The 18,497-nt window shown below is 61.4% G+C and carries 14 protein-coding genes and 1 riboswitch; of the genes, 10 read left to right on the forward strand and 4 right to left on the reverse strand.

The annotated features are described in order from the left end of the window. Window positions 1-9: 9 nt before the first annotated feature. Complete coding sequence (locus tag EPN80_RS13945) at window positions 10-1,143, forward strand: deoxyguanosinetriphosphate triphosphohydrolase (RefSeq protein WP_293028294.1); 1,134 nt, start codon at window positions 10-12, stop codon at window positions 1,141-1,143. 57 nt (window positions 1,144-1,200) lie between these two features. On the opposite strand, the gene EPN80_RS13950 is transcribed toward EPN80_RS13945, so the two are convergent. The 3 genes from EPN80_RS13950 to EPN80_RS13960 all read right to left on the reverse strand — a co-directional run bounded on the left by EPN80_RS13950 (window position 1,201) and on the right by EPN80_RS13960 (window position 3,533). Beyond that, window positions 1,201-1,575, reverse strand: coding sequence for a DUF883 domain-containing protein (locus tag EPN80_RS13950; protein ID WP_293028297.1), 375 nt, complete (start codon window positions 1,573-1,575; stop codon window positions 1,201-1,203). Window positions 1,576-1,757: 182 nt separating this feature from the next. Next, window positions 1,758-2,477 carry an OmpW family outer membrane protein gene (locus EPN80_RS13955; RefSeq protein WP_293028300.1) on the reverse strand — a complete coding sequence of 240 codons (720 nt, stop codon included), beginning with the start codon at window positions 2,475-2,477 and terminating at the stop codon, window positions 1,758-1,760. Between the two features lie 225 nt (window positions 2,478-2,702). Continuing rightward, window positions 2,703-3,533, reverse strand: coding sequence for an OmpW family outer membrane protein (locus tag EPN80_RS13960; RefSeq protein WP_293028539.1), 831 nt, complete (start codon window positions 3,531-3,533; stop codon window positions 2,703-2,705). 231 nt (window positions 3,534-3,764) lie between these two features. On the opposite strand from EPN80_RS13960, the gene EPN80_RS13965 reads away from it, so the two are divergent. The 3 genes from EPN80_RS13965 (at window position 3,765) to EPN80_RS13975 (ending at window position 11,189) form a co-directional block, all read left to right on the forward strand. After that, on the forward strand, window positions 3,765-4,481 hold the full coding sequence (locus EPN80_RS13965) for a transposase (protein WP_293028303.1): 717 nt from the start codon (window positions 3,765-3,767) through the stop codon (window positions 4,479-4,481). Window positions 4,482-4,913: 432 nt separating this feature from the next. Next, window positions 4,914-9,620, forward strand: coding sequence for a glutamate synthase-related protein (locus EPN80_RS13970; protein ID WP_293028542.1), 4,707 nt, complete (start codon window positions 4,914-4,916; stop codon window positions 9,618-9,620). Between the two features lie 102 nt (window positions 9,621-9,722). Beyond that, window positions 9,723-11,189 carry a glutamate synthase subunit beta gene (locus EPN80_RS13975; RefSeq protein ID WP_293028306.1) on the forward strand — a complete coding sequence of 489 codons (1,467 nt, stop codon included), beginning with the start codon at window positions 9,723-9,725 and terminating at the stop codon, window positions 11,187-11,189. A gap of 79 nt (window positions 11,190-11,268) precedes the next feature. Here the strand turns inward: EPN80_RS13975 and EPN80_RS13980 are convergent, their stop codons facing one another. Then, the gene (locus tag EPN80_RS13980; RefSeq protein ID WP_293028308.1) at window positions 11,269-12,969 is read right to left on the reverse strand and encodes an ABC transporter ATP-binding protein/permease; all 1,701 of its coding nucleotides are present in this window, start codon (window positions 12,967-12,969) and stop codon (window positions 11,269-11,271) included. A gap of 168 nt (window positions 12,970-13,137) precedes the next feature. Continuing rightward, window positions 13,138-13,239, forward strand: a riboswitch (TPP riboswitch). A gap of 166 nt (window positions 13,240-13,405) precedes the next feature. On the opposite strand from EPN80_RS13980, the gene EPN80_RS13985 reads away from it, so the two are divergent. The 6 genes from EPN80_RS13985 (at window position 13,406) to mlaE (ending at window position 18,494) form a co-directional block, all read left to right on the forward strand. Beyond that, a complete protein-coding gene (locus EPN80_RS13985) occupies window positions 13,406-14,533 on the forward strand; it encodes an FAD-dependent oxidoreductase (RefSeq protein ID WP_293028311.1) in 1,128 nt (375 codons plus the stop codon). A 6-nt stretch (window positions 14,534-14,539) separates the two neighbouring features. Then, window positions 14,540-14,737 carry a sulfur carrier protein ThiS gene (gene thiS / locus EPN80_RS13990; protein ID WP_293028545.1) on the forward strand — a complete coding sequence of 66 codons (198 nt, stop codon included), beginning with the start codon at window positions 14,540-14,542 and terminating at the stop codon, window positions 14,735-14,737. Between the two features lies 1 nt (window position 14,738). Then, window positions 14,739-15,557, forward strand: coding sequence for a thiazole synthase (locus tag EPN80_RS13995; RefSeq protein WP_293028314.1), 819 nt, complete (start codon window positions 14,739-14,741; stop codon window positions 15,555-15,557). Window positions 15,558-15,565: 8 nt separating this feature from the next. After that, complete coding sequence (locus EPN80_RS14000; RefSeq protein WP_293028317.1) at window positions 15,566-16,687, forward strand: thiamine phosphate synthase; 1,122 nt, start codon at window positions 15,566-15,568, stop codon at window positions 16,685-16,687. A gap of 227 nt (window positions 16,688-16,914) precedes the next feature. After that, a complete protein-coding gene (locus EPN80_RS14005) occupies window positions 16,915-17,727 on the forward strand; it encodes an ABC transporter ATP-binding protein (RefSeq protein WP_293028547.1) in 813 nt (270 codons plus the stop codon). Then, complete coding sequence (gene mlaE / locus EPN80_RS14010) at window positions 17,724-18,494, forward strand: lipid asymmetry maintenance ABC transporter permease subunit MlaE (RefSeq protein WP_293028320.1); 771 nt, start codon at window positions 17,724-17,726, stop codon at window positions 18,492-18,494. The genes EPN80_RS14005 and mlaE overlap by 4 nt, the downstream gene beginning before the upstream one ends. Window positions 18,495-18,497 lie beyond the last annotated feature (3 nt).

Consider the following 18,497-nt stretch of genomic DNA (forward strand, 5'->3'; position numbering starts at 1 on the left):
AGTTGGCGCATGAATGACATTGAGATCATGCTGGCCCCCTATGCTGCCAGATCCGGGACATCGCGGGGCCGTTCGCATCCTGAGCCGGCCCCGGCAACACGCAGTGAATTTCAGCGCGACCGCGACCGTATTATTCACTCCACTGCCTTTCGGCGCCTCGAATACAAGACCCAGGTTTTTGTCAATCATGAAGGCGATCTGTTCCGCACACGCCTGACGCACAGCCTTGAAGTCGCCCAGATTGCCCGTTCGATTGCCCGCAACCTGCGCGCTAACGAAGATCTGACCGAGGCCATTGCGCTGGCTCACGATCTCGGCCACACGCCGTTCGGTCATGCCGGGCAGGACGCGCTGAATGCCTGCATGCGCGAGAACGGCGGATTCGAGCACAACCTGCAAAGCCTGACCGTTGTCGATGAATTGGAGGAGTGTTATGGCGCCTTCAATGGGCTGAACCTGACTTTCGAGACTCGCGAGGGCATTCTCAAACACTGTTCCCGGGCCAATGCCGTGACGCTTGGTGCGCTCGGCGAGCGTTTCCTGACTGGCCGGCAGCCCGGTATCGAAGCCCAGATTGCGAATCTGGCCGATGAGATTGCCTACAACAATCACGATATCGATGATGGCTTGCGTTCGGGGCTGATAAGTCTGGAACAGCTCGATGAAGTGTCGCTATGGCGAAGATTTTGCGAGCAGGCCCGCGCAGCGTATCCGGATCTTTCCGGCCGTCGGTTGGTGCACGAAACGACGCGGCGCATTATCAACGCGCTGATTGTCGATTTGATCGCGGCGACCGAAGCGTGCATCCGGCAAGCGGCCCCGGCCACGCCGGACGACGTCAGAGGCGCGCCCGCGCTGGTCACCTTCGGTGCGGCGATGCGCGAAGAGGCGGGGCAACTCAAGCGGTTTCTGTTCGACAACCTGTACCGGCACTACGTCGTGATGCGCATGAGCCGCAAGGCGCAGCGAATCGTCACGGAACTGTTCGATGCGTTTATGGACGATCCGCGCCTGCTGCCGCCGCAATATCGCACGCAGGATTTGACGCAACAGCCGCGGTGGATTGCTCATTATGTGGCAGGCATGACTGACCGCTACGCAATCCGCGAATATCGGCGGCTGTTTTCCGTTGACCCGGTCTAGCACACGATCAGGTCCTCGGGCGGTGAAATCTCACGCCGACTCGAGATCAACCGATCGCTAGGAGCGACCGGCGACAAAGCCGAGCAACAGCGCGAAGCCGGCCACCAGACCGATCGTTTGCCATGGCCGGTCGTGCACATAGGTATCGGCCTCATGCCAGGCGAAATCGGCTTTGCGGCGTAAACGGGTGCGCGCGTCGCCAAAATCCTCGCGTGCCGAAGCGAGCTTGCCGCGCAGCGCCTCGCGTAACTGGTCGATGTCAGCATCCTTGCCGTGCTGCAGGGCAAACTCCAGGTCGTCGAGCAGGTCGCGCACGCGATCCGCGACGTCGTCGCCGGCCCTGCGCGTGGCTCGCGCTAATTTGCGCCCGACGTATCGGGCGTCATCCATGCCCTCTTCAAGCGCGTGATTGGCTTTGGCAGAAATATTCATGGCAAGCTCCCTCTCAGATTGAGAATAATCCCCGACGATTTAAGCCAGTACCTTTTGTATTCGTCAGATTATGTGGGAGCGAACGCTGAGCGTATACCCGATGAGCAATATTTGCTGATCCAGATCATGCAAAACGCCGCCTCTCGGCGGCGTTTTTTTCTTGCTTGGGGCGAGTTGCCGGGTCAGAAACGATAGCCGATCGACAGGAAGGTTACGAACGGATCGAGCTTGAGTTTCGTGGTGCTTACCACGGGGCCGGCCGGTGTACTGGTGGTAAGCGTTGCCTTGGTGCTGAACGGCAGGTACGAAATCGAAAAACCTGCTGACCAGTGCTTGTCGAAATTGTAGGTCAGGCCGGCATTGAAGACCGGCGACCACGAGCTCGAGAGCTTTGCGCTCGTCGGCAAGGCGGTGGTCGTGCCCTGGCTGATCAATCCGCTGACTTGTTGCTGGAAGGCAGGATTCAGGTGAATATCCGAATACCAGATGTAACTTACCCCGAGGCCGAGGTAGGGGCGCAGCTTCGAGTGCGCATTGCCAAAGTAATACTTGAGTAAGAGCGCCGGGCTCCACTGCCGAGCGTCGCCAAGCGGGTTGATGGCGGGCGACGCCAGGATGCCTTGACCGCTCAGATGAAATTTCGGCGGAATCCCCATGACGGCCTCAGCCGCGATATTGTCCGTGAAGAAATGAGTGACCGTAAGCCCGAACGTATCGGCGTCATCAACGCTCGCGCCCGTGTTGGGAATCTGCGTACCATTGACGCTGAGCGGCTGGCTTGAATCCTGGGGTGCAATGTGAAACCAACCGGTGTTGACGACGGTGTCTCCAGCAGATTGTGCATAAGCGCCGGCAGTGGCAAACAGGGCAACGACCGCAAGGCAAAGATGCTTTAACTTCATGGGATGCGCTCCTCCTAAAAATCTTTATTGTCGAAATATACGATGACCAAGAGTCTTGGCAATTATGCCGATCAGTTGGACTTATGAATAGCGTGAGGCTGGAGGACGTGCTCTAACGTTGTTAATGAGCCAAAATCAATGAATTCGGCTTCCGAATTGGCGATTTCGGTACGATGCCCCGGCGCAATAATCGTCGATTGCGCCGGGGCATCGGGTAAGCACCGCCTAGAAGCGGTAACCGAGCGACAGGTAAGTGACGATCGGGTTGATTTTGATGTTGGCGTCGCTGGTTGACAGCACGGTGCCATCGGCAGCTTTGATTTTTATGGTTGCCGTTGTTTTGAGCGGCACATAGGAAACCGACGCGCTACCGAACCAGTGCTTATTGAAAGCGTATGATAATCCGGCATTGAAGACGGGTTCCCACGATGGCGACGAAGACGCTTCAACGGATGTCGGGCCGGTGCGGCCGGAGAGGGTCGTCAGCACACTGCCGAAGTTTTGATTCAGCTCATTCTCAAAATGTGGATTGAGCTGAATATTGGTAAAAAACGTGTAGCTGACGCCGACGCCGAGAAACGGTCGCAAACGGGATTGTGCCTCACCGAAATAATATTGCAGCACCAGTGCCGGGCTCCATTGCCTGACGCTACCCACGATCGGGTTGTTGTTGGGAGCGCCGATGTCGATACTCGACAGCGCGCCCGCGATGCCCGGGGGCGCGATCACGCCATGACCGGTCAATTGGAACGTGGGCGGAATGCCCGTGACCATTTGCGCGGCGATGTTATCCGTGAAAAAGTGCGTGAATACGAGAGCGGCCGTATCGCCGTTGCTCACGGACGCCCCGGTGCCAGGCGAGGTAAAGCTGGCGGGAACGACCAAAGGCGTGAGGAATTGTTGATTGACATTGGTCGTCATGGGGGAGCTGGAGTCCTGCGGGGCGATGTGCAGCCAGCCGAAATTCACCATGTTGTCGCCCGCCTGCTGAGCGTGTGCTGTGCCGATCGAGATGGCGAATGCCGTCATCACGGACATCAAGATCCGTATTTTCATTTGTCGTCCTCCCAGACATGTCATTTGATTTTTGGGCATTATGCACACGGATTTTATTCTTGGAAAAGCAGGAAAGTAGAGGATTTACACGAATTCATAAAAACAGAGAATGTTTTTATAAATCAATGGTTTATGGCGCATTTTTTTGTTTATAAAATCATAAAATTTAAGCTTCAATGACATAAAATCGCTCGAAAATCGAGGGATCTGTTTTTGTGGCGTGAAACGACTATGGCGCGACTTCCACGACTATTCATTGCAGGGCAGGCGCAGCACATTATTTTGCGGGGCAATAACAGGCAGCCTGTTTTTGTCGACGACGAAGATCGTCTGGCTTTTCTCGGTTGGCTCAAAGAGGCGGCCAGAGCGCATGATCTTGCTATCCACGCCTATTGCCTCATGCCGAACCATATGCACCTGCTGGCAACGCCCGGCGATGAGCGCAGCCTGCCCATGACCCTGCAGGCCGTTGGCCGTCATTACGTACTCCATTTCAATCGGCGGCATCTGCGTACGGGGTCATTGTGGGAGGGACGTTACCGTGCGACCGTGATCGAGGCCGAGCGCTATCTGCTGGTCTGCAGCCGCTACATTGAACTGAACCCGGTTCGCGCCGGCTTGTGTGACACGCCGGAATCCTATCGCTGGTCAAGTTATGCGCATCACGTTGGACTGAGCGTCGATAGCTTGATTACCGATCACCCGCTCTACTGGGCGCTCGGCAATACGCCTTTCGAACGCCAGCGCGTCTATCGCGAGTCATTTGCGCAACCATTGCCGGAAGGCGATCTGCGAGCCATTCGCGAAGCCACTCAAAAGGGTTGGCTGCTGGGTGACGATATTTACCGGCAACGCATGGCGATGCTGGCCAACCGCCGCATCGCGCCACTCTCGCGAGGGCGTCCGCGGCGCGGCAAACCGGCCAATCCTGTCGATCCGAACAGCTGAGCGCTGGCGTCGCGCCCCGGTCGGTGTGCTGAGCTTTGGCAACGATATCGGGGGGGCCGCTGCCGCATCGGAAACCGCTTTGCTCGCCGCGCCAGCGTGCGCGATCGCTTTCAACCTTGGGGGTGTGTATGACTTGCTGGTTAATCGGCCAATTTTAATATGACCCTAATTAACTTCGGTTTCGGTTGGGCGCTGGCAATTAATTGAACCCGACCCTAATTTAAAATTTTGTATTTGCTTGATCGATCGCGTATATTCCAGTTTCAGCACGTTTGTGCAGTGCGCAAGTTCATGCCCTGACGCCTGTGCCGGCCACGCCCGGTCGCATGACCCCACTTAATTCGGTGGCTCGTTCGAGTCGCCTCGATAAAACAGACGGTGTATCACGTGGAAAAGAAACAGAAATCGATCGCGGCGGCCCGAGCAGAGCAGCTGGCGCAAGAATTCGTGGCTCCAGCCCCGCAGGGCCTGTACGACCCAAAGAACGAACATGACGCCTGCGGGGTCGGGTTCGTGGCGCACATCAAAGGCCATAAGAGTCACGATATCGTGGCGCAAGGTCTCAAGATCTTGCTGAATCTCGATCATCGCGGTGCCGTTGGCGCCGACCCGCTGATGGGTGATGGCGCGGGTATTCTGCTTCAGATTCCCGACCAGTTCTATCGCGAGGAAATGGCGCAGCAGGGCGTCGCGTTGCCACCGGCCGGTGAGTATGGCGTTGGTATGATTTTCCTGCCCAAGGAGCATGCCTCACGACTGGCATGCGAGCAGGAGCTCGAGCGCACGGTCAAGGCCGAAGGCCAGATCGTGCTGGGCTGGCGCGACGTGCCGGTCGACCACGACATGCCGATGTCGCCCGCGGTCAAGGCCACCGAGCCGGTTATCCGCCAGGTGTTCATCGGTCGCGGCCGCGACATCATGGTGACCGACGCGCTCGAGCGCAAGCTCTACGTGATTCGCAAAACTGCCAGCCATCGCATCCAGAAACTCAATCTCAAGCACGGCAAGGAATACTTCGTACCGTCGATGTCGGCGCGCACCGTTGTCTACAAGGGGTTGCTGCTGTGCGATCAGGTGGGCCGCTATTATCGCGACCTGGCCGATCCGCGTACGGTCTCGGCGCTGGCGCTGGTTCATCAGCGGTTCTCGACCAATACATTCCCGGCCTGGGAGCTGGCGCACCCGTATCGGATGGTTGCGCATAACGGTGAGATCAACACCGTCAAGGGCAACGTGAATTGGCTCAATGCCCGGACCGGCGCCATTTCGAGCGCGGTGCTCGGCGATGACCTGCAAAAGCTCTGGCCGCTGATTTACCCGGGGCAATCCGACACAGCGTCGTTCGACAATTGCCTCGAATTGTTGACGATGGCAGGGTACCCGCTGGTGCATGCTGTCATGATGATGATCCCCGAGGCATGGGAACAGCACACGCTGATGAACGACAACCGGCGCGCGTTCTATGAATATCACGCGGCGATGATGGAGCCCTGGGATGGCCCGGCGGCGATCGCGTTTACCGACGGCCGTCAGATCGGCGCCACTCTGGACCGCAACGGCTTGCGCCCCGCGCGTTATTGCATCACCGACGACGATATTGTCATCATGGCCTCCGAGGCCGGCGTCCTGCCGATCCCGGAATCGAAGATTGTCAAGAAATGGCGGCTGCAGCCGGGCAAAATGTTCCTGATCGACATGGAACAGGGCCGTATCATCGACGACCGCGAACTCAAGGACAATCTGGCCAACGCCAAGCCGTACAAGAGCTGGATTGAGGCGGTGCGCGTCAAGCTCGATGAAATCACCTCGCAAGTCGAGGACGTGGCCGCCGAGCACGACGCCACCACGCCGCTGCTCGACCTGCAGCAGGCGTTCGGTTACACCCAGGAGGACATCAAGTTCCTGCTCGCGCCGATGGCTACCAACGGCGAAGAGGCGGTCGGCTCGATGGGCAACGATAGCCCGCTGGCCGTGATGAGCAACAAGAACAAGACGCTCTACCACTACTTCAAGCAGTTGTTCGCGCAGGTCACCAATCCACCGATCGATTCGATCCGCGAAAACATGGTGATGTCGCTCGTTTCGTTCATCGGGCCCAAGCCGAACCTGCTCGATACCAACAACATCAACCCGCCGATGCGCCTGGAAGTGCCGCAGCCGGTGCTCGATTTCAAGGACATCGCGAAGATTCGCCACGTCGACAAGTACACCGGCGGCAAGTTCCGCTCGTACGAATTGAACATCTGCTATCCCGTCGCATGGGGCAAGGAAGGCATCGAAGCCCGCCTGGCATCGCTGTGCGCAGAGACGGTCGACGCTGTCAAATCCGGCTACAACATCCTGATCGTGTCCGATCGCCGCACCGATCGGGACAATGTCGCGATTCCGGCGCTGTTGGCCACCTCGGCCATTCACCAGCACCTGGTCTCGCATGGCTTGCGTACCAGCACCGGCTTGGTGGTGGAAACCGGCTCGGCACGTGAAGTGCACCACTTTGCCCTGCTCGCCGGGTATGGCGCCGAAGCCGTGCATCCGTATCTGGCGATGGAATCCATCTACGAGATGGCCAAGGGCCTGCCTGGCGAATTGTCCCCGGAAAAGGCCGTGAAAAACTACGTCAAGGCAGTGGGCAAGGGGCTGCAAAAGGTGATGTCCAAGATGGGCATCTCGACCTATATGTCGTACACCGGCGCGCAGATTTTCGAGGCTATCGGCCTGTCGCAGACGCTGGTCGAAAAATATTTCCGCGGCACGGCGTCGAACGTCGGCGGTATTGGCATCTTCGAATTGGCCGAAGAGGCGATCCGTCTGCACAAAGACGCTTTCGGCGACGATCCGGTGCTCACCAACATGCTCGACGCGGGTGGCGAGTACGCCTACCGCATCCGCGGCGAAGAGCATATGTGGACCCCTGATGCAATCGCCAAGCTGCAGCACTCGACGCGCGCCAACTCCTATCAGTCGTACAAGGAATACGCCAATCTGATCAACGATCAGAGCAAGCGTCATATGACCTTGCGCGGCTTGTTCGAATTCCGTGTCGATCCCAGCAAGGCGATTCCACTCGACGAGGTGGAGCCCGCCAAGGAAATCGTCAAGCGTTTTGCCACCGGCGCCATGTCGCTGGGCTCGATCTCGACCGAAGCGCACACCACGTTGGCCATTGCGATGAACCGCATCGGCGGCAAGTCGAATACCGGCGAGGGCGGCGAGGATGAGCGCCGCTACCGCAACGAGCTGCGGGGCATTCCGATCAAGCAGGGGGAGACCCTGGCGGGCATCGTTGGCCAGGATGTCATCGCGCGCGATATCGTGCTGCAAGAGGGTGACTCACTGCGCTCTAAGATCAAGCAGGTGGCGTCGGGTCGCTTCGGCGTGAGCGCTGAGTATCTGGTGTCGGCCGATCAGATCCAGATCAAGATGGCGCAAGGCGCCAAACCCGGCGAGGGCGGCCAGTTGCCCGGCCATAAGGTCTCCGATTACATCGGTAAGCTGCGTTACTCGGTGCCTGGCGTCGGTTTGATCTCGCCGCCGCCGCACCACGACATCTACTCGATCGAAGACCTGGCGCAGTTGATCCACGATCTGAAGAACGTCAACAGCAACGCGTCGATCTCGGTCAAGCTGGTTTCCGAAGTCGGCGTGGGTACGGTGGCCGCGGGCGTGGCCAAGGCCAAGGCCGATCACGTCGTGATCGCCGGGCATGACGGCGGCACGGGCGCTTCGCCGCTGTCGTCGATCAAGCATGCTGGCTCCCCATGGGAACTGGGCCTGGCCGAAACCCAGCAAACGCTGGTGCTCAATCGCCTGCGCGGGCGCATCCGCGTGCAGGCCGATGGCCAGATGAAGACGGGGCGTGACGTCGTGATCGGTGCGCTGCTCGGCGCCGACGAGTTCGGTTTTGCGACAGCGCCGCTGGTCGTGCAGGGCTGCATCATGATGCGCAAGTGCCATCTGAACACGTGCCCGGTCGGCGTCGCGACGCAGGACCCGGTGCTGCGCCGCAAATTCGAAGGCAAGCCCGAGCACGTGGTCAATTACTTCTTTTTCGTGGCCGAGGAAGTGCGCGAAATCATGGCGCAGCTCGGTCTGCGCACGTTCGATGAGCTGATCGGCCGTGCCGATCTGCTCGACACGAAGAAGGGGATCGAGCACTGGAAGGCCAAGGGTCTTGATTTCTCGCGCATTTTCCATTTGCCGCAGGTCGAGGCGTCGGTGCCTCGCCTGCACGTCGACAAGCAGGATCATGGTCTGGCCAACGCGCTCGATTATGCGCTGATCGAAAAGGCCATGCCGGCGCTGGAAAAAGGCGAGCATGTCTCGTTTATCCAGCCGGTGCGCAACGTCAACCGCACCGTGGGCGCCATGCTCTCGGGCGAGGTCGCGCGCCGCTATGGTCACGACGGTTTGCCGGAAGACACCATCCATATTCAGCTCAAGGGAACGGCAGGTCAGAGCTTCGGCGCGTTCCTCGCGCACGGCATTACACTCGACCTGGTGGGCGATGGTAACGACTACGTCGGCAAAGGCTTGTCGGGCGGGCGCATCATTGTGCGACCGACCAACGATTTCCGTGGCGCGGCCGAGCAAAACATCATCGTCGGCAATACCGTGCTGTATGGTGCGCTGGAGGGAGACGCCTACTTCCGCGGCGTGGCGGGTGAACGATTCTGCGTGCGTAATTCGGGCGCGGTCGCAGTGGTCGAAGGTACCGGCGACCATGGTTGCGAGTACATGACCGGCGGCACGGTGGTGGTGCTTGGCGAGACCGGCCGCAACTTCGCAGCCGGCATGTCGGGGGGCATCGCTTACGTGTACGACCCGGACGGCACGTTCCAGGCCAAGTGCAACACCGCGATGGTGGCGCTCGAACCGGTGCTGCCGCAAGGCGAGCAGGAACGCACCGTCGACGCGGGGCTATGGCATCGTGGCCAGACTGACGAAGCGCAGTTGCGTCAACTGATCGAGCAGCACTTCCAGTTCACCGGCTCGATGCTGGCCAAGGCGCTGCTGGCCGACTGGGATGGTGCACGCCGCAAATTCGTCAAGGTGTTCCCGACCGAATACAAGCGGGCGCTGGGCGAAATGGCGGCCAAGGCCGCCCAAGCGCCGGCTGCCAAACAAGCCATGGCCGCTTGAGCCGGTTGCCAGCGATGCGGGACTGCGGTGCTGCACACCGCACCCGCATCGCGTGCCGGATCCGCGTCTTATATTTCACGAATCAACCGTACTGAGAAGCACATGGGCAAGGTCACAGGTTTTCTCGAATTCGAGCGTCAGCACGAGTCATACGAAGCGCCGCTCGCACGCGTCAAACACTATAAGGAATTCGTCCTCGCGCTGACCGACGAGCAGGCGAAAATCCAGGGCGCGCGCTGCATGGACTGCGGCATTCCGTTTTGCAACAACGGGTGCCCGGTCAACAATATCATCCCCGACTTCAATGACCTGGTGTTCCGGCAGGACTGGAAGACGGCCATCACGGTTTTGCATTCCACCAATAATTTCCCGGAGTTCACGGGGCGAATCTGTCCCGCACCATGCGAAGCGGCGTGCACGCTCAACATCAACGACGACCCGGTCGGCATCAAGTCAATCGAACATGCGATCATCGACAAAGCCTGGGGTGAAGGTTGGGTCGAACCGCAGGTGGCCACGCACAAGACCGGCAAAACCGTGGCAATCGTCGGTTCCGGGCCGGCAGGGCTGGCGGCTGCGCAACAACTGGCACGCGCCGGCCATGACGTGACGGTGTTCGAGAAGAACGACCGCATTGGCGGCCTGCTGCGCTACGGGATTCCCGATTTCAAGCTGGAGAAATGGCTGATCGATCGCCGCATGCGCCAGATGGAAGCCGAAGGCGTGACTTTCCGTACCGGTGTCTACATCGGTACGGAGGCTCCCGAGGCGCACATCAACAATTTCTCGAAGGAAATGCTTTCGCCGGAGCAACTGCAGGCGCAATTCGACGCAGTGGTTATCGCCGGCGGCGCCGAGCAGCCGCGCGACCTGCCGGTGCCGGGCCGAGAGTTGGCGGGCATTCACTTCGCCATGGAATTCCTGCCGCAACAAAACAAGGTCAACGCCGGCGACAAGCTTGCCGAGCAGATCAAGGCCACCGGCAAGCATGTGATCGTGATTGGTGGCGGCGATACCGGCTCGGATTGCGTCGGCACGTCGAACCGGCACGGCGCGGCCAGCGTCACGCAATTCGAATTGCTGCCGCAGCCGCCGGAGCAGGAAAACAAGGCGCTGGTCTGGCCCTACTGGCCGATCAAGCTGCGCACGTCGTCGAGCCACGAGGAAGGCTGCGAGCGCGATTGGGCGGTCGCCACGAAGCGGTTTGAAGGCAAGCACGGCAAGGTTGAGAAACTGATCGCGGTGCGCGTCGAATGGAAGGACGGCAAGATGCAGGAGGTCGCCGGGTCGGAGTTCGAATTGAAGGCCGATCTGGTGCTGCTGGCGATGGGCTTTGTCTCGCCGTTGCAAACGCTGCTGGAGGCGTTCGGTGTGAGCAAGGATGGGCGCGGCAATGTGCGCGCCGCCACCGAAGGCGAGAGCGCCTATGTAACCGACGTGCCCAAGGTGTTTGCCGCGGGCGACGTACGCCGTGGCCAATCGCTGGTGGTCTGGGCGATCCGGGAGGGGCGTCAATGCGCGCATGCGGTCGATCAGTTCCTGATGGGGCATTCGGTCTTGCCGCGCTGAGCCTCGCTTGCGCCGCTGACGCAAAAGCCACTCCGTCGGGGTGGCTTTTTTTCAAGGGGATCGCCCGGTTGGCGCGGCGCTATGCCGCAATGGTGCCGGAGGCGGTTTCGTCGCGAACTTCGGGCGGCGCGATTTTCAGCGTGTGCTGGTGATAGGCGGCCAGGCTGTCGCGATGGGCGACGCTGATGATTGCTGTGTGCGGCAGCCGCTCGAGCAGCGTGTCGTACAAGTGCCGCTCGGTGGCGACGTCCAGCGCACTGCTGGCCTCATCAAGAAAGAGGTAGTCGGGGCGCTGCAACAGCGCGCGTGCCATCGCCAGCCGCTGCTGCTCGCCGGGGGACAAGCGGTTTTCCCAGTGTCCCGATTCGTCCAGCCGGTCGGCAAGCCCGTCGAGTTGACACGCGACGAGCACGTCGCGGCAAGTCTCATCCGAAAAGTCCGATGCCTCCGACGGGTAGCATAACGCCGCCTTGAGCGTGCCGATCGGCAAATAGCTTTGCTGAGGCAGGAACATCATCCGCTCGCGCGCCGGCGTTTGGATCCGGCCCTGGCCGAATGGCCAAAGCCCAGCCAAAGCCCGCATCAGTGTGCTTTTACCGCTGCCCGACGGCCCGGAAATCAACCAGCGGGCGCCGGCGGGGATATGGACGGCGCCGATCTGCGTGAGCGGCGCGCCGTTGGGCAGATTCAACTGCAGATCATGCGTGGCGAGATCATGACCGGTCTCGACCTGAATGCCGTCGACAGGATCGGGCAAATGCATGATGCGATGAAATTCTCGAAGCCGGTTGACCGTGGCCTTCCAGTCGGCCAGTGTCGAGTAACTGTTGATGAACCATGACATGGCGCCGCTGACCTGGCCGAATGCATCGGCCATGCGAAACAGGAGCCCGAGCGATAGCGCGCCGGCAAAGTAACGGGGCGAAGCTGCCAGCAGGGGAAAGATGCTCGAGACCTGGCCGTAGATCGAGTTGGCGAACATCAGCCGCTTCGTGTAGCGCATGATCAGCCACCAGTTGTCGCGAATATGGCTGAAGGCCGTGCGAAAGCGCTGCGTCTCGGCTGCCGCGCCGCGATAGAAGGCGACCTGTTCGGCGTTTTCCCGCAGGCGAACCAGCAGGAAACGGAAATCCGCCTCGACTTGTTGCTGGCGGTAACTGATCGACGTCAGGGGTCGGCCGACTTTATGGATCATGATTGACCCGAGCAGCGCATACAGCGCGGCCGCCCACACCATGTAACCGGGAATGCTCACGTGCATGGTGCCGAGCGCAAACGATAGCGCGCCCGACAGGGTCCATAGGATGACGACGAACGAAATCAGCGTGACGACGTTCGACAGCAGATCGAGCGACAATGCGAGCGTGCTGGTCGCCAGCGAGCGCAGGTCTTCCGAGATGCGTTGATCGGGGTTGTCGACCAAATGGTCGCGCTCGATGCGATAGAAGGCGCGATCTCCCAGCCACTGGTCGAGGTAGCGATCGGTAATCCATTGGCGCCAGCGAAATTCCAGCATCTGCTGGTAGTAGATGCGAAACGTCGCCAGGAAAATGAAGCTGAAGGCAAGAATGGTGAATTCGATCAGCGACGATTTGAAAACAGCCCAGTCGCGGTGCTCCAGCGCGTTGTAGAAGTTGGTGTTCCAGGCATTCAGTCGCACATTGATGTAGACGATGCCGAGATTCATGGCGATCACCAGCACCAGCAGGCCGCGTGCCAGCCATCGCTCTTCGGAGAACCAGTAGGGGCGGATCAAGCGCCAGGGGCTGATGGATTTCATGATGTATCTGCGTTGGTCGGGGAGGGCAGCGCCTCGTCGATCGGCGATCGTTTGACCGAGCGTGGCGAGTTACGTTGCATGGTCATTGCAATCGCAAATGACGAAAACGGGACCTATCGTAACCCAAGTACTCTTGCGCGGCGGCAAGTCTTTGTGTTGTAATGCTTTCGGGCGAAACAGGGGTGCTTCGCGGCATGACCGCGAGGCTGAGAGAAACCCTTTGCACCCGACCCGGATAATACCGGCGTGGGAAGTTTCCGACTCCTCCAGTCATTTGGCGGGTATGGTGGCAAGCACCTGTTTCGTCCTTGATGCAGCAGCCAGGCAAAAAGGATTCCATGAACCCGCAAAACCAATATCTCGATTTCGTTGGCGCCGCGCCACGTTCCGGCGTTGTCCTGCTGCGCCTTCGCGCTGATGCCGGAGCGCCGCGATCATGAGTGCCTTTTCGACACGCCCCGACATTGCCGTGCTGGGCGGCGGCCTGGCCGGCCGTCTATGCGCCTGGCGTTTGGCGCGCCAGGGGTACGAAGTTGCGTTATACGAGCGGGGCGGACCGGATGGGACGCAAGCCGCCGCCTGGGTGGCCGCCGCGATGCTCGCGCCACTGGGCGAGGCAGCGGTCGCCGAGCCTCTGATCGTCGAAATGGGGGCCGCAGGCCTGATTTGCTGGCCCGAATTACTCGCCGCGCTGCCGCGCCCCGTTTTTTTTCAGCGCAATGGCACGCTCGTCGTCTGGCATACGCCGGATCGCGCCGAAGCGATCATGTTTGAGCGGCGCCTGCGCGCCAACGCACCGCCAGCCTTGCTCGACGGCGGTGTGCAGCCACTGAACCAGGCAACGCTCGGCGACGTCGAGCCCGCCCTGGCGCAACGCTTTGCCGAAGGTTTGCTGCTGCCCAATGAGGGGCAGCTCGACAATCGCCAGTTGCTGGCGGCGCTCGGCGAGGGCCTGTTGGCCGAGGGCGTACGCCTGCATTGGCATCAAGCGATCGACGATGCCGCGCCGCCCGAGGCTGGACTGATACTCGACTGTCGCGGTCTCGGCGCGCGTGCTGCCTGGCGTGGCCTGCGCGGCGTGCGCGGCGAAGTCGTGCGCCTGCACGCGCCCGGCATCGGCCTGCGCCGGCCGGTGCGCCTGTTGCATCCGCGCTATCCGATCTATATTGCCCCCAAGCAGGACGACGTTTACGTGATTGGCGCGACCGAGCTGGAATCCGACGATATGTCGCCGGTCAGCGTGCGCTCCGCGCTCGAGTTGCTGTCGGCGGCCTTCTCGCTGCATCCTGCCTTTGGCGAGGGACGCATTCTCGAACTTAATTCCCAGTGCCGCCCGACCTTGGCGGATCATCTGCCGAGCGTGTGCTGGAACGGCGCGCGCACCGTTCGCGTCAACGGCCTGTACCGGCACGGCTACCTGTTGGCGCCGGCCGTAACCGACGAAGCCTGCGCGCTGGCCGAAGCCGTTCTGGCGCAACGTGCCGCGCCGGTTGCCCGGGAACATTTCAAACACTGGTGCGAGCAACGCGCCTGGCCGGCATTGTTCCATCTGGAGGAGCACTGAATGACGATGGAAATCACTATCAACCAGCAAGCGCTGGAACTCGCGGAAGACGCCTCGTTGAGTGATGCGCTGGCCGCGTTTGGTGCGCTGCCGCCGTTCGCGGCGGCGGTCAATGGCGACTTCGTTCCGAAGGCCCAATACGGTGCGCGGCAACTGCGCGCGGGCGACCGCGTCGACGTCGTGCAACCGGTGGCAGGAGGCTGAGATGAGTCAGAAACTGGACTTGTTCGCGCTCTACGACGAGCCCTTGACGAGCCGGCTGTTGCTCGGCACGGCCCGCTATCCTTCCCTGCAGATTCTTGAGCAGGCAATTGCCGAGGCGCGACCCGGCATGGTGACGGTGGCGCTGCGGCGCCAGGTGTCGGGCCAAAGCGGGCAGGGCGCCGGCGGTCATTTCTGGGATGCGCTGCGCCGCCTCGAAGTGCCGGTGCTGCCGAATACGGCAGGTTGTCACTCGGTCCCCGAGGTGATCAACACCGCGATGATGGCGCGTGAAGTGTTCGAGACCGACTGGATCAAGCTCGAGTTGATCGGCGACGACTACACCCTGCAGCCCGATCCATTTGGTCTGGTCGAGGCGGCTGACAAGCTGATCAAGGCTGGCTTCAAGGTGCTGCCGTATTGCACTGAAGATTTGGTGCTGTGCCGGCGCCTGCTCGACGTGGGCTGCCGCGCGCTGATGCCGTGGGGCGCGCCGATCGGCACTGGCAAGGGGGTCATGAATCCCTATGGGTTGCGCGTGTTGCGTGACAGGCTGCCGGATGTGCCGTTGCTGGTCGACGCCGGCCTCGGCCTGCCTTCGCACGCTTGCCAGGTCATGGAGTGGGGTTTCGATGGCGTGCTGCTCAATACCGCAGTGGCCCAGGCGACCCATCCGGTGGCCATGGCGAGCGCCTTTGCCGGAGCCGTGGCGGCCGGCCGGGGCGCATTCCTGGCCGGGCCGATGCCGGAGCGCGCGAGCGCGCACGCCAGCACACCGGTGGTCGGCGTGCCGTTCTGGCATCAGGTGGAGGACCAGCGATGAGCGCGGCGATGCGAGCGGTATTTGTCTCGGCCGATGCACCCGAGCGCCAGCGCCGGGCCGAACGGATCAGCCAGGCGCTGGCGCCGTGGCAGGCGCGCAGCGAGACGGCGTGGCGCGTGCATCTGCAAGTGCCGCCCACTGTGGGGCCGGGCGACATGCTATGCCTGCGGGCCACGCCCGCCGAGGCCGACGTAGCGCGCTGGCTCGCCGCTGGCGCTGTCGTGCTGGCAAGCACGCGTGCTCCCGACGGCAAGGTGTGCGACACCTTGCACGCGACCGAACGCGCATATCGCCTGGCAGGCACGCACGACGACGACTTCGAGCCGGCTTTGGCCGCGTTCCTGGATGCAGGCTTTGCTCCGCACGACGCACTCTGTCTGGCGCGCGCCTGGCGCAGCGACCGCAGTCACGCCGAGGCCGGAGCGGATGCGTTCGGCGCGTGGCCGGTGCGGCTGGCCTGCTTTCCTCGCGTACTCGATTTGCAGCCGCCGCCGGGTGCCTTCGCGCCGGCGCCGCGCGCGCTGGGCCTATACCCGGTCGTGCCCGACGCCGACTGGATCGAACGACTCGCTGCCTTGGGCGTGACGACTTTGCAACTGCGCGCCAAAAAGGGCGAGCCCGCTTATCTGAATGCGCAGATCCAGCGTGCGGTGGCGGCCGGCCGAGCGCACGGCACCCGCCTCTTCATCAACGATCACTGGCGGCTTGCCTTGGCCGCCGGCGCCTACGGCGTGCATTTGGGGCAAGAAGACTTCCAGCGGCTCGGTGCCGCCGAGCTGGCCGAATTGCAACGCTCCGGCGTGCGACTGGGGATCAGCACCCACGGTTACTACGAGATGCTCGTCGCCTGGCATTTCTCGCCGAGCTACATTGCCATGGGGGCGGTTTTTCCCACCACCACCAAGGTAATGCCGACGGCGCCGCAAGGCCTGGACAAACTGGCGCGCTATGCCAGGTTGATGGCGCCGCACGTTCCTTTGGTCGCGATTGGCGGCGTCAACGAGGAAAATCTCGATCAGGTTCTGGCCACCGGCGTGGGCAGTGCCGCGGTGGTGCGCGCGGTTACCGAAGCCGGTGATCTGGCCGCCGCAGTGGCCACGCTGAAATCGCATTTCCGCGATCAGACTTGAGCGCAGCGCCAGCCGAATCGCCGGCCCTGGCGATTCGGCTGGCGGCCATGCCGAAAAATGCCCCCTTCTGCGCGCGTGATCGCCTTGGTCTGACGCGGGTTTTGGCGCGCGCGCCCTCTGCCGGCAACCGGGCCTCGACACGGCCGTCGACCTACGCCAACTGCGTGCATCACATTTACCCCCTATAATCCGCACATTGCACCGCAAAAAAACTAATTGACGTGTCGATCGTGTCTACAGAAACCCTGCTTGAACTGAACGACGTCAGCTTCGGCTACGCGGAGCGCCTGGTACTGTCAGGCCTGAACATGCGCTTTGGGCGCGGCAAGGTGGTGGCTGTCATGGGCGGCTCGGGCTGCGGCAAAACGACTGTGTTGCGCCTGATTGGCGGGTTGGTGCGTGCTCGTCAGGGCACGATCGCTTACGGCGGTCGCGATATCGGTCAGCTGGACACCGCGGGCCTCTATCAGTTGCGCCGCAAGATGGGCATGCTGTTTCAGTTCGGCGCGCTATTCACCGACATGAGCGTATTCGACAATGTCGCGTTCCCGCTGCGAGAGCACACCAGTCTGCCCGACGAGGTGATTCGCGATCTGGTGCTGATGAAGCTCAATGCCGTCGGCCTGCGTGGCGCGCGCGATCTCAAGCCCGCCGAAATTTCGGGCGGGATGGCGCGGCGCGTGGCGTTGGCCCGCGCGGTGGCGCTCGATCCGGAACTCATCATGTACGACGAACCATTTGCCGGACTCGATCCCATTTCGATGGGCATCACGGCGAATCTGATCCGCAAGCTCAATGACGCGCTGGGAGCCACGTCTATCCTCGTCACGCATGACGTGCCGGAATCGTTTGCGATCGCCGATTATGTCTATTTCATCGCCAATGGTCGCATCTCGGCGGAGGGCACGCCCGCGCAACTGCGCGCGTCGAGCGATCCGATGGTGCGGCAGTTCATCGATGCCGAACCCGACGGTCCAGTGCCGTTTCACTATGCGGCCGCGCCGCTGGCCAACGACTTCGGCCTGGGAGGGCGCGCATGATTGCCGCGTTGGGTCGTATGGTCCGCACTCGGGTCGAACGCGTCGGCTATGCGACGCGGATGTTGTGGCATGTGCTGGGCGCCTCGGGCGCGATGTTGCGCCGGCCCCGACTTGTTACCGACCAGATCTTTTTCGTCGGAAACTATTCCTTCATCATCATTGCCGTGTCGGGCCTGTTCGTCGGGTTCGTGCTCGGACTGCAGGGCTATTACACGCTGAACAGATATGGTTCCGAGCAAGCGTTGGGTCTGCTGGTAGCCTTGTCGCTGGTGCGCGAACTCGGCCCGGTGGTCACGGCGCTGCTGTTTGCCGGACGGGCGGGCACTTCGCTGACCGCCGAGATTGGCCTGATGAAAGCCGGCGAGCAATTGACCGCGATGGAGATGATGGCGATCAACCCGCTGGCGCGAGTGGTCGCGCCGCGTTTCTGGGCCGGCGTGATCGCCATGCCCTTTCTGGCGGCGATCTTCAGCGCGATCGGCATCTTTGGCGGTTATCTGGTCGGCGTGCGGCTCATCGGCGTCGATTCGGGCGCTTTCTGGTCGCAGATGCAAAGCGGCGTCGATATCTGGAGTGATATCGCCAATGGCGTGATCAAAAGTGCGGTGTTTGGTGTGGCGGTGACGTTCATTGCGCTGTATCAGGGATATGAATCCCAACCGACGCCGGAGGGCGTGGCGCGTGCCACGACCCGCACGGTGGTATTCGCCTCGCTGGCCGTACTCGGTCTTGACTTCCTCTTGACCGCGTTGATGTTCAGCAATTAATCG

Origin of the sequence: Pandoraea sp. (assembly GCF_004297875.1) — a bacterium.
Lineage (GTDB): Bacteria > Pseudomonadota > Gammaproteobacteria > Burkholderiales > Burkholderiaceae > Pandoraea.

Bases quoted from the DNA above. Each gene is read 5' to 3' on its own strand.
- mlaE (WP_293028320.1), top strand. From the start codon at position 17,724: ATGATTGCCGCGTTGGGTCGTATGGTCCGCACTCGGGTCGAACGCGTC.
- EPN80_RS13980 (WP_293028308.1), bottom strand. From the start codon at position 12,969: ATGAAATCCATCAGCCCCTGGCGCTTGATCCGCCCCTACTGGTTCTCC.
- EPN80_RS13965 (WP_293028303.1), top strand. From the start codon at position 3,765: ATGGCGCGACTTCCACGACTATTCATTGCAGGGCAGGCGCAGCACATT.
- EPN80_RS13975 (WP_293028306.1), top strand. From the start codon at position 9,723: ATGGGCAAGGTCACAGGTTTTCTCGAATTCGAGCGTCAGCACGAGTCA.
- thiS (WP_293028545.1), top strand. From the start codon at position 14,540: ATGGAAATCACTATCAACCAGCAAGCGCTGGAACTCGCGGAAGACGCC.
- EPN80_RS13960 (WP_293028539.1), bottom strand. From the start codon at position 3,533: ATGAAAATACGGATCTTGATGTCCGTGATGACGGCATTCGCCATCTCG.
- EPN80_RS13950 (WP_293028297.1), bottom strand. From the start codon at position 1,575: ATGAATATTTCTGCCAAAGCCAATCACGCGCTTGAAGAGGGCATGGAT.
- EPN80_RS13945 (WP_293028294.1), top strand. From the start codon at position 10: ATGAATGACATTGAGATCATGCTGGCCCCCTATGCTGCCAGATCCGGG.
- EPN80_RS13985 (WP_293028311.1), top strand. From the start codon at position 13,406: ATGAGTGCCTTTTCGACACGCCCCGACATTGCCGTGCTGGGCGGCGGC.
- EPN80_RS14000 (WP_293028317.1), top strand. From the start codon at position 15,566: ATGCGAGCGGTATTTGTCTCGGCCGATGCACCCGAGCGCCAGCGCCGG.
- EPN80_RS13995 (WP_293028314.1), top strand. From the start codon at position 14,739: ATGAGTCAGAAACTGGACTTGTTCGCGCTCTACGACGAGCCCTTGACG.
- EPN80_RS13955 (WP_293028300.1), bottom strand. From the start codon at position 2,477: ATGAAGTTAAAGCATCTTTGCCTTGCGGTCGTTGCCCTGTTTGCCACT.